Annotated in this window: 13 protein-coding genes; 2 read left to right on the plus strand and 11 right to left on the minus strand. The window is 63.2% G+C overall.

Annotated elements, in window-relative coordinates:
* Positions 1–356 precede the first annotated feature (356 nt).
* The 10 genes from DBO86_RS03245 to ccmA all read right to left on the minus strand — a co-directional run bounded on the left by DBO86_RS03245 (position 357) and on the right by ccmA (position 7,698).
* On the minus strand, positions 357–683 hold the full coding sequence (locus tag DBO86_RS03245) for a hypothetical protein (RefSeq protein ID WP_108232967.1): 327 nt from the start codon (positions 681–683) through the stop codon (positions 357–359).
* Positions 680–1,891, minus strand: a complete 1,212-nt coding sequence (gene ccmI / locus DBO86_RS03250) for a c-type cytochrome biogenesis protein CcmI (RefSeq protein ID WP_108232968.1) — start codon at positions 1,889–1,891, stop codon at positions 680–682. The genes DBO86_RS03245 and ccmI overlap by 4 nt, the downstream gene beginning before the upstream one ends.
* Positions 1,888–2,376, minus strand: coding sequence for a cytochrome c-type biogenesis protein (locus tag DBO86_RS03255; protein WP_108232969.1), 489 nt, complete (start codon positions 2,374–2,376; stop codon positions 1,888–1,890). The genes ccmI and DBO86_RS03255 overlap by 4 nt, the downstream gene beginning before the upstream one ends.
* Positions 2,373–2,912 (minus strand): DsbE family thiol:disulfide interchange protein, encoded by a 540-nt coding sequence (locus tag DBO86_RS03260; RefSeq protein ID WP_108232970.1) that lies wholly within the window; start codon positions 2,910–2,912, stop codon positions 2,373–2,375. Before DBO86_RS03260 ends, DBO86_RS03255 begins: the two co-directional genes overlap by 4 nt.
* Positions 2,909–4,882: a heme lyase CcmF/NrfE family subunit gene (locus DBO86_RS03265; RefSeq protein ID WP_108232971.1), complete on the minus strand. Its 1,974-nt coding sequence runs from the start codon at positions 4,880–4,882 to the stop codon at positions 2,909–2,911. Before DBO86_RS03265 ends, DBO86_RS03260 begins: the two co-directional genes overlap by 4 nt.
* Entirely contained in the window at positions 4,879–5,367 is a 489-nt protein-coding gene (gene ccmE, locus DBO86_RS03270) for a cytochrome c maturation protein CcmE (protein WP_108232972.1), read from the minus strand. Before ccmE ends, DBO86_RS03265 begins: the two co-directional genes overlap by 4 nt.
* Positions 5,364–5,540, minus strand: coding sequence for a heme exporter protein CcmD (ccmD, locus tag DBO86_RS03275; protein ID WP_108232973.1), 177 nt, complete (start codon positions 5,538–5,540; stop codon positions 5,364–5,366). The genes ccmE and ccmD overlap by 4 nt, the downstream gene beginning before the upstream one ends.
* Positions 5,537–6,292, minus strand: coding sequence for a heme ABC transporter permease (locus tag DBO86_RS03280; RefSeq protein WP_108232974.1), 756 nt, complete (start codon positions 6,290–6,292; stop codon positions 5,537–5,539). Before DBO86_RS03280 ends, ccmD begins: the two co-directional genes overlap by 4 nt.
* A gap of 93 nt (positions 6,293–6,385) precedes the next feature.
* The gene (gene ccmB, locus DBO86_RS03285) at positions 6,386–7,057 is read right to left on the minus strand and encodes a heme exporter protein CcmB (RefSeq protein WP_003460796.1); all 672 of its coding nucleotides are present in this window, start codon (positions 7,055–7,057) and stop codon (positions 6,386–6,388) included.
* Positions 7,054–7,698: a cytochrome c biogenesis heme-transporting ATPase CcmA gene (gene ccmA / locus DBO86_RS03290; protein ID WP_084340994.1), complete on the minus strand. Its 645-nt coding sequence runs from the start codon at positions 7,696–7,698 to the stop codon at positions 7,054–7,056. The genes ccmB and ccmA overlap by 4 nt, the downstream gene beginning before the upstream one ends.
* A 204-nt stretch (positions 7,699–7,902) precedes the next feature.
* Here ccmA and fliK point away from each other — a divergent pair, with 204 nt between their 5' ends.
* Together fliK and DBO86_RS03300 are read left to right on the plus strand one after the other, a co-directional pair.
* A complete protein-coding gene (fliK, locus tag DBO86_RS03295; RefSeq protein WP_108232975.1) occupies positions 7,903–9,438 on the plus strand; it encodes a flagellar hook-length control protein FliK in 1,536 nt (511 codons plus the stop codon).
* Positions 9,435–9,776 carry an EscU/YscU/HrcU family type III secretion system export apparatus switch protein gene (locus DBO86_RS03300; RefSeq protein ID WP_108232976.1) on the plus strand — a complete coding sequence of 114 codons (342 nt, stop codon included), beginning with the start codon at positions 9,435–9,437 and terminating at the stop codon, positions 9,774–9,776. The genes fliK and DBO86_RS03300 overlap by 4 nt, the downstream gene beginning before the upstream one ends.
* Positions 9,777–10,029: 253 nt before the next feature.
* On the opposite strand, the gene DBO86_RS03305 is transcribed toward DBO86_RS03300, so the two are convergent.
* On the minus strand, positions 10,030–10,170 hold a 141-nt coding region (locus DBO86_RS03305), incomplete at its 5' end, for a transposase domain-containing protein (protein WP_146173178.1).

Below are 10,170 nucleotides of genomic sequence, written 5' to 3' on the forward strand. Positions count from 1 at the left end.
CCGGGGCGGGGCTCCTACACAGAAACCCGGAACACCCCCTACTCGTAGGAGCGGCGCCCCGCCGCGAATCGAGAGAATGCCGCAGCGACAAAGCTTCGCCACGGGGCGGGGCTCCTACACAGAAACCCGGAATACCCCTACCCGTAGGAGCGGCGCCCCGCCGCGAATCGAGAGCGCGCCGCAACGGCAAAGCTTCGCCACGGGGCAGGATTTCGACATGGAGCGGCACAGGAGCCACGCCGCGCGGCGAATCAAGCACGGCGCAAAGCCAAAACCTTCGCGCCGAAGTGCCTACGAAAGACGACCCGAGAAGTCTTATCTGAAATGCGGCGGGTTGCTCCCGCCCTATCCCGCGATCAGCGATTCTGATAGTGGCGGAACAGCCCCGGAGGAATGCCGGAGCTGTCGGTATCCCGCCATGGCCCGCCGGCCTGTGGCGACCAGCTCCAGCCGCCATCCCAACGATAGAAGACGCGCTCGCGATAATAGAGATGGCGCCGACCTTCGATCACATACACGCCAAGCGCCGGGTTCCAGTGGCTGTTCACCCCTGGCGGCGGCGCGTAGCGCGGATGTGAGGGCTGCTGCACCGGTGGCAGATCACCGACCGGTGCAGCCGGCTGCTGCAATACGCAGCCACTCAGGCCAAGGCCAAGCAGGCAAATCAGTGCCAGGCGCCTCACTGGACCTGCCCGTCACGGCTGTCGATCAGTAGCGTCTGTACGTCAGTGGCCGTGTTGGCTACAGGACCGCTCTGGCCGATCCACTCACCCTGAGTGGCATTGCCGGCGCGCGATATACGCGCCACCAGTTGCACCTGATCGAATTGGGAGATTTTCAGCTGTGGCATCATCGCGTCCACATCCGACAGGCTGACTTGCGCCGGCAGGTCGGAAACCTTCAGGCGCTTGACCGCCAACGGCATCGGCGGGCCACTGAGGGAACGGGCAAAGATGAACACAGCATCGTCCGGCTGCACGTTCTGCTGCACCTCGGGCGCCAGCGATACGCTGACCTGCAGTGCCTGAACCTTGGCGTCCGGCTCGGCTGCAGCGCTGGGCTGCTCGCCCTCAGCCATCTGCTGGCGGGCACGTTCGATACCACCGGCGATGGCCGCGCGGGACGGGTCCTGCTCCGGCAACACGGCGACCAGACGCTCCCAGTAGCGCACGGCATCGGCATAGCGCTGGCTTTCGTAGGCAGCGATACCCAGCAGACCGAGACTGGTGACCTCTTCCGGATCAGCCTGCAACGCTTCGTCGGTAAGCGCCTGCAGTCGCTCGTTCCACTGTTTGCCTTCGGCGAAATACAGCGCCTGCGCCCATTGACCGAGCAGCTCCGGCGCACGTCCGGCGACGTCCACGGCACGCCCGAAGGCCTTGGCAGCATCTGCGGCACGCTCCTGCGCCATGTAGGTACGACCGAGGAAATACCAGGCCTCGGCGGAGTCCGGCTGCTGCTGCACGGTCTGCTCCAGGCGCGCAGTCATCTCCTCGATGCTCTGTGGCTGCGCAGCGGCCAGTTGGCGCGCCTGCACGACTTCATCGGCAGCACCCCAGTGCAGGTACAGAGCCACGCCAAGTACCGGCACCAGCAACGCCGAAATCAGCGGAATCTTGCCGCCAAGTACGCTGCTGCGACGCTGCACACCTTCGGTGTCATCGAGCAGTTCGCGCGCAGCCTCGGCGCGGCCGGCCTCCATCTGTGCATCGTCGAGCACGCCAGCCTGGCGCTGGGCTTCGAGCTCCTGCAGACGCTCCTGATAGAGCGTGACATTCAGAGCGGTACGGTCTTCTTCAGCCTGCAGCTTGCGAATGCGCAGCACGGGAATCAGTAGAAACGCCAGGGCAGTCAGCAACAGCAGCCCGGCGGGCAACCAGAAATCGATCATCGGTCTTTGTTGTCCTGAGAGTTTTGCTCGAGCAATGCGGCGAGGCGCGTCTGCTCATCAAGGGAGAGGCCTGCGGCTGAACGGTCCTTGTTCTGGCTGCGGCGGCGAATGAGGATCACGCCAAGCACGCCGAAGCCGATTACCAACATGCCGGCCGGGCCGTACCAGAGCAGCAGCGTGCGGCTGGTCAGTGGTGGTTTGTAGAGGACGAAATCACCATAGCGGGAAACCAGGAAATCGATGATCTCGTCGTTGCTCTTGCCCTCTTCGAGCATGCGGAAGATCTCGTTGCGCAAGTCCGTGGCGATCGGCGCATCGGAGTCGGCGATGTTCTGATTCTGGCACTTCGGGCAGCGCAGTTCTTCGATCAGGCTGCGGTAGCGCTGACGCTCGGCGTCGTTGGCAAACTCAAAGGTATCGATGGCGGCATGCGCGCTGGCCAACAGCCCTAGCGCCAAACCGGCAGAAATCAACAAACGCTTCATGGCTGGGCCTCGTCAACCAATTGCTGGTAGATCGGCGCCAGCGTCTCGCGCCAGACCCGCTCATCGATGGTGCCGACGAACTTGTGGCGAATGATGCCCTTGGCATCGACGAAGAAGGTTTCCGGCGCGCCGTATACCCCCAAGTCCAACCCCAGGCTGCCCTTGGCATCCTCGATATTGAGCTGATAGGGATTGTGCAGATCGCGCAGCCATTGCTGTGCCGCCTCGCGCTGATCCTTGTAGTTGACCCCATGGATCACCACGCCAGCCTCGGACAGCTTGTTCAACACCGGGTGCTCGTGTCGGCAAGCCGGACACCAGGTCGCCCAGACATTGACCAGAGCCGGCTTACCCTTGATGTCGGCCTCGCTGAGCGTGCGCTCGGGATTGTCCAGCGACGGCAGGCTGAAGGCCGGGAATGGCTTGCCGATCAGCGCCGAAGGCAGTTCGGACGGATCGAGGAACAGACCGCGATAGAGAAATACGGCAATCGCCAGAAAGGCCAGCAGCGGCATCAGTAGCAGCAAACGTCTCATGCGCTGGCCTCCTGCATACTCAAGGCTTCCCGCACGCGGGTACGCACCTTGATCCGGTAGCGCTTGTCAGCGGCAGCCAGGAAGCCGCCCAGCGCCATCAGCAAACCACCCAGCCAGATCCAGCGGACGAAGGGCTTGATGTGGATGCGCACGGCCCAGGCACCCTGCTCCAGCGGCTCACCCAGGGCGACGAACAGATCGCGGGTGAAGCCGGCATCGATACCGGCTTCGGTCATGGTGGTCTGTTGCACGGTGTACAGACGCTTCTCCGGGTGCAGCACCTTGATCTGCCGCTCGCCGTCGAACACGCGCACCGTGCCCTTGTCCGACGTGAAGTTGGGACCTTCGTGGTGCACCGCACCGTCGAACTGGAAACGATAGCCACCCAGCTCCACCGAGTCGCCCGGCGCCATGCGCAGATCGCGCTCATAGCTGCCCAGGCTGGTCAGCACGACACCGACGGCGCAGACGGCAAAACCCAGGTGGGCGATCTGCATGCCCCAGTAACTGCGGCCCAAGGCCGTCAGCCCCTTGAGCAGGCCCTTGTGCCGGGTCTTGTCGAGAATGTCGCGCGCGCCCGCCAGGATCACCCAGAAGGCCAGCAGGCACACTGCAAGCACAGCCCAGTGGAAATCGCCATGCAGGAAGGTCGCGATCACCGCCAGCACCACGCTGGCCACCAGCACCGGCGCCAGCATGCCGGCCAGCCATTTCACCGGCGTATCCTTCCAGCGCACCAGTACGCCAACGCTGATGACCGCCATCAGCAGTGCCATCAAAGGCAGGAACAGCGCATTGAAATAAGGCGGGCCGACCGACAGCTTGGCGCCAGTCAGGGCATCGATCACCAGCGGATACAGCGTGCCAAGCAGAATCATCGCCGCCGACACCACCAGCACGATGTTGTTGACCAGCAGCAGCGTCTCACGCGACCACAGGCTGAAGCCGACACGGCTCTTGACCAATGGCGCGCGCAGGGCGAACAGCGCCAGTGAACCACCGACCACCACCAGCAGGAAGGCGAGGATGAACACGCCGCGTTCCGGGTCGGTGGCGAAGGCATGCACCGAGGTGAGCACGCCCGAGCGAACCAGGAAGGTGCCGAGCAGGCTGAGGGAGAAGGCGGCGATGGCCAGCAGCACCGTCCAGCTCTTGAACACGCCACGCTTCTCGGTGACTGCCAGCGAGTGAATCAGCGCAGTACCCACCAGCCAGGGCATGAAGGAGGCGTTCTCTACCGGATCCCAGAACCACCAGCCGCCCCAGCCCAGCTCGTAGTAAGCCCACCAGGAACCCAGGGCGATACCGATACCGAGGAAAGCCCAGGCAACGGTAGTCCAGGGCCGCGACCAGCGCGCCCAGGCAGCATCGAGCTTGCCGCCGAGCAATGCGGCGATGGCGAAGGCAAAGGCCACCGAGAAACCGACGTAGCCCATATACAGCATCGGCGGATGAACGATCAGACCGAAATCCTGCAGCAGCGGGTTGAGATCGCGGCCGTCAGCTGGCGCATTCGGCAGCAAGCGCTCGAAGGGGTTGGAGGTGATGATCATAAACAGCAAAAAACCAATGCTGATCATGCCCATCACTGCCAGTACGCGGGCCAGCATCTCCTCCGGCAGGTGGCGCGAGAAGATCGCCACGGCGAAGGTCCAGCCAGCCATAATCAGCGCCCACAGCAGCAGAGAGCCTTCGTGCGCGCCCCATACCGCGCTGAACTTGTAGTACCAGGGCAGTGCCGTATTAGAGTTGTTGGCCACGTAGGCGACGGAGAAATCGTCGACCATGAAGGCGTAGGTCAGGCAGATGAAGGAGAACAGCAGGAAGGCGAACTGGCCCCAGGCAGCGGGCTGCGCCAGGCTCATCCACTGGTGGTCACCGCGCCAGGCACCGATCAGCGGTAGGGTCGCCTGCACCAGGCACAGACACAGCGCCAGGATCATCGCCAGATGGCCAAGCTCGGGAATCATTGTGCGCTCTCCTGCTGATAGCCTTGTTTGGCGGCCTTGGCCTCATTGTGCTTCTGCATCATTCCGCTCTTTTCCAGGGCCTGCATGACTTCAGGCGGCATGTAGTTCTCGTCGTGCTTGGCCAGTACCTCGTCAGCCACCAGCACGCCCTCTGCATTGACCCGGCCCAGGGCGACGATGCCCTGCCCCTCACGGAACAGATCCGGCAGGATACCGCTGTAGCGAATGGTCACGCCATGGGCGCCATCGGTGACGACAAAGTCGACTTCCAGGGTATCGGGGGAGCGCTTCACCGAGCCTTCTTCGACCAGACCACCGGCACGAATGCGCGCGCCCTCGGGCGCCTCGCCATTGGCGATCTGACTGGGGGTGTAGAACAGGTTGATGTTCTCCTGCAGCGCGGTCAGCGCCAGGGCGACGGCGATGCTGACACCACAGAGGATGGTCAGGATGATGTACAGGCGTTTCTTGCGAACCGGATTCACTTCGACTTCTCCCGGCGCAAACGACGCGCCTCGTCTTGCAGGTAACGGCGGCGCGCCAGGATTGGCAGCACCACATTCAACGCCAGGATCGCCAGGCTGATGCCGTAGGCACTCCAGACGAATACACCATGAGTACCCATGGCGAGAAACTCGGAGAACGACGCGAAACTCATGCCTTGCCCTCCACCAATGTCTGCACTTCGGCTTTCACCCAACTGCTGCGTGCTTCACGCTTGAGCACTTCAAGACGCATGCGATAGAGCAGCACGGCGCCGAAGAAGCAGTAGAAACCCAGCACGGCCAGCAGCAGCGGCAGCCACATCTCCATCGGCATGGCCGGTTTTTCGGTGATCTTGAAAGTGGCGGTCTGGTGCAGTGAGTTCCACCATTCCACCGAGTACTTGATGATCGGGATATTGACCACGCCGACGATGGCCAGCACGGCGCAGGCCTTGGCGGCACTGTCGCGATTGCTGATGGCGTTACCCAGGGCAATCACGCCGAAATACAGGAACAGCAGGATCAGCATCGAGGTCAGGCGCGCGTCCCACACCCAGTAGGTACCCCAGGTCGGTTTGCCCCAGATGGCCCCCGTGAGCAATGCGATGGCGGTCATCCAGGCGCCAATGGGCGCAGCCTGCTGCAGGGCGACATCGGCCAGCTTCATCTTCCACACCAGCCCGACCAGGCCGGCGATCGCCAGCGTCACATAGATCGACTGGGCCAGGAAAGCCGCCGGAACATGAATGTAGATGATGCGAAAGCTATTGCCCTGCTGGTAGTCCGGTGGTGCGAAAGCCAGGCCCCAGACCAGACCGGCAACGATCAGCAACACGGCAGCGACACTGAGCCAGGGCAGCCAGCGGCCGCTCATCTCATAGAACCACTTGGGCGAACCCCACTTGTGAAACCACGTCCAGTTCATTCAGATCGCTCATCATCTACAGGTAGCCCGGCGGCAATCCGGGAGGCTATCGACAGCTCCCGGATTGCCTCCGGGCTACATCACGGTTCGTTCTTATTCGCCGACACTGATGGTCAGACCGGCGGCAATCGCAAAAGGTGTCAGGGTCACCGCCAGGGCAGTGAGGCTGGCCAGCCACAACAGGTGGCCGCTCGCCGGCAATCCTTGCAAAGCCGCCTGCAACGCCCCGCTGCCAAGAATCAACACCGGGATGTACAGCGGCAGAATCAACAGCGCCAGCAGCAGACCACCGCGCTTGAGACCCACGGTAAGCGCCGCGCCTACCGCACCGAGCAGGCTCAGCACCGGCGTGCCGAGCAGCAGGGAAATCAGCAGTACCGGCAGGCAACGCCCGGGCAGACCGAGCATCAGCGCCAGCACGGGCGCCAGCAAAACCAGCGCCAGACCACTGAAAAGCCAGTGTGCCAGCACCTTGGCCAAGACCAGAAGAGGCAGGGGGTGCGACGAAAGGACCCACTGTTCGAGCGAGCCATCCTCGAAATCACTGCGGAAAAGCCCGTCCAGCGAGAGCAGCACGGCCAAAAGGGCTGCGACCCAGACCAGGCCGGGGGAAAGGGTTTGCAACAATTGCGTCTCCGGCCCTACCGCCAGCGGGAACAGCGCAATGACGATGGCGAAGAACACCAGCGGGTTGGCCAGATCGGAGGGACGGCGGGCAAGCAGGCGCATTTCGCGCGACAGCAGCTGAGTGAAGACGTTACTCATGCGGCGTGTTGCCCCAGATCCAGATCGCGGTAGGTAACCGGCTTGTGCTGCAGGCTGTGGTGCGTGGTCAGCACCACGACGCCGCCGCGCTCGCAATGAGCGGCCAGGTGCGCTTCGAGTTGTGCCACGCCGCTCTTGTCCAGCGCGGTGAAGGGCTCATCGAGCACCCACAAGGGCGGCGTGTCTTCCAGATACAGGCGCGCCAGGGCTACCCGACGCTGTTGGCCGGCGGACAGGGTGTGACAGGGAACGTCTTCGAAACCACGCAGGCCGACCGCCTCCAGCGCCTGCCAGATCGCCTCGCGGCTCGCCGGACGGTGCAAGGCGCAGAGCCAGGCCAGGTTCTCTTCGGCGCTCAGCAGGCCCTTGATGCCGGCAGCATGGCCGATCCACAACAGGTTACGTGCCAGCTCGCTGCGTTGCTCGTTCAGCGCCTGCCCCTGCAACAGAATATCGCCGGAAGTCGGCTGGCGCAGTCCGGCAATCAGGCGTAACAGGCTGGTCTTGCCGCTGCCGTTGGGGCCACTGATCTGCAGCATGTCACCGGGTTGCAGGGCGAAATGCAGCTGCTCGAAGAGCATGCGCCAGTCCCGCTCACAGCTGAGCGCCACGGCTTCGAGAAGGGGTACGGGACGGGTCATCGATACCTGGCAGGGTTAAAGTCGACGGTGCTCCGGCCGCTATACTGAAGCGGGCCGGAAGTGCGCTACGCAACGGGCCGGCATTATACATGGCGCATCACTGTCCCCGCAGTCAGCATTTTCGACAGGGTGTTAATCTGTGTCAGGTAAAACGACCATAGAGCCTGCTGGCATAGCGGTACGCCACAAGATACCCGAGAGCCCATGAGCGAAATCAGCAGCCCACGCCCGCTTCCCCCCTCTGCACCGGTGCTTCGCAACCCCGCGAACGCAGCGGATCTGGCCGTGCGACTGCTGCAACCGCTGGAGGGCATGCTGGCCGCTGGTGAGAGCGCCAAGGCCGAAGTCGTGGCGATTCGCGAGCAGGCGCAAAGCTTCCAGTTGCTGCTGAAACTGACGCTGGCAGGCGGCAAGCAGACCACGCTGCAGGCCGAAAGCGCCAGGCCGCTGGCTCAGGGCAGCGCGCTGGTGGTCACTGCGCTGTCCGATACGCGCCTGGCCCTGGCCCTGCAGGCTGGCGGCGACAAGCCGCTGACCAGCCTCGACCTGCAGCAGTTACCGTCCGGCACCCTGATCCAGGGTAAGGTCATCAGCCGCGACGCCTTGCCGCCGCAAGGCGCGCAGACGCTCTATCGCCTGGTTGTGAACCTGCTCAATACACCACTGGCCGGCAGTAAACTGGCGCTCGACAGCCCCGTGGCATTGCCACTCGGCAGCCTGCTCAGCGCGCAGGTGCAAGGCAGTCAGAGCCTGAATTTTCTGCCGCTCAGTGGCCGCCTCGATCAATTGGTGCTGGGCCAGCAACTGGCCACCCAGCAGAATCGTCAGGCCTCGCTGGAGGGGCTGTTCAAAGGCCTGCAAAACCTCAACGTGGGCGACGAAGGCCTGCGCAACAGCATCAACAAACTGCTCACCGCGCTCCCCGAAAGCAGCCAGCTGAGCACGGCCAAGGGCCTGGCCAAGGCCCTGGAAAGCAGCGGCATGTTGCTCGAAGCCAAATTGCTGCACGGCCAGACTGGCGCTCTGCCACAAGACCTGAAAGCCAACCTGTTGCGCCTGATCGCGCAGCTACTGCCACAACTACCTGGCGCAGCCGGCACACTCGCCGGCTTGCAAAACGCCATCAACCAGAACCTGCCCGCGATGGCGCGACAGATGCTCGGCATCAGCAGCAACGGCTCAGCGCGGCAACAGGCGCTTAACTTCCCCCTGCCCTCGCGCCTGCTGCAGAACATGGAGGATGGCGAAGCCGATCTGGAGATGTTGCTGAAACTTGCCGCTGCGGCCATTTCACGCCTGCAGACCCACCAACTGTCGAGCCTGGCGCAAACCCAGGTCGACGCCAACGGCAATCTGCTGACCACCTGGCAACTGGAGCTGCCCATGCGCCATCAGCAGGACATCATTCCATTACAGATCAAACTGCAACGTGAAGAGCGCGAGGGCAACGCCGAGAAGAACGAACCCAAGGAGCCCGTCTGGCGTATCGATCTGGCTTTCGATCTCCCCCACCTGGGCCCATTGCAAGTGCGCGCTCAACTGCTACGCGGCAGCCTGTCCAGCGAACTCTGGGCCGAACGTGCAGAAACCACCACCCTGATCAATGCCGAACTCGGTCACCTGCGTGAACGCCTGCTGGCCGCCGGCCTGGAAGTCGGTGAGCTGGCCTGTCGCCAGGGTATGCCGCCGCAGGGCCCGAAGACCTCGCTGGAACAACGCTGGGTGGATGAAACCGCATGAGCCGCAAGCCACAGCCCGAACCGCGCCAGGCCATTGCCCTGAATTACGATGGACAAAGTGCGCCGGTACTCAGCGCCAAAGGCGACGACGAACTGGCCGAGGCCATTCTCGCCATCGCCCGCGAGTACGAGGTGCCAATCTACGAGAATGCCGAGCTGGTGCGCCTGCTGGCACGCCTGGAGCTGGGCGACGCGATTCCCGAGACGCTGTATCGCTGCATCGCCGAAATCATCGCCTTCGCCTGGTACCTGCAGGGCAAGGCACCACCAGGCTTTGAGACGGACACGGAGCGTGACGTCAGCCCTGCACTGCGCCAGCTCGAGGGGCCGGCGAACTGAGTGACGATGCGATTACTTCAGCCGCGCGCAAGCGAAAGCCAGTCTGGGTGGGTGCCGGCGCGGAGAAAAGCCTGAGAGAGCGGCACCATACGGGCTCTATCAGGCCGTTGAAAAACGTAGGCGAGGCAGCCAATGCAAGGCAAAAATAGGCGAAAAACGGTCGGAGTCGCGCTCGACTTTACGAGCTGTAAATGAGCATTTTGATCGGACTCGCGTAACCGCTCCATAAACCCCGTCCTGGCGGACGGTTTTTTCAGGAAGCAGAGGCAGAAGCTGGCGAGCAGTTCCACGGCAGCAGCGCTTCGTAATCCTCGACGCGGCTCGCCGCTGACAGGCGTTCAAGGATGTGGCGCAACCAGGCGTAAGGCTCTTGCCCGTTGGCTTTGGCAGTTTC

This window comes from Ectopseudomonas oleovorans (genome assembly GCF_003052605.1).
GTDB lineage: Bacteria > Pseudomonadota > Gammaproteobacteria > Pseudomonadales > Pseudomonadaceae > Aquipseudomonas > Aquipseudomonas oleovorans_A.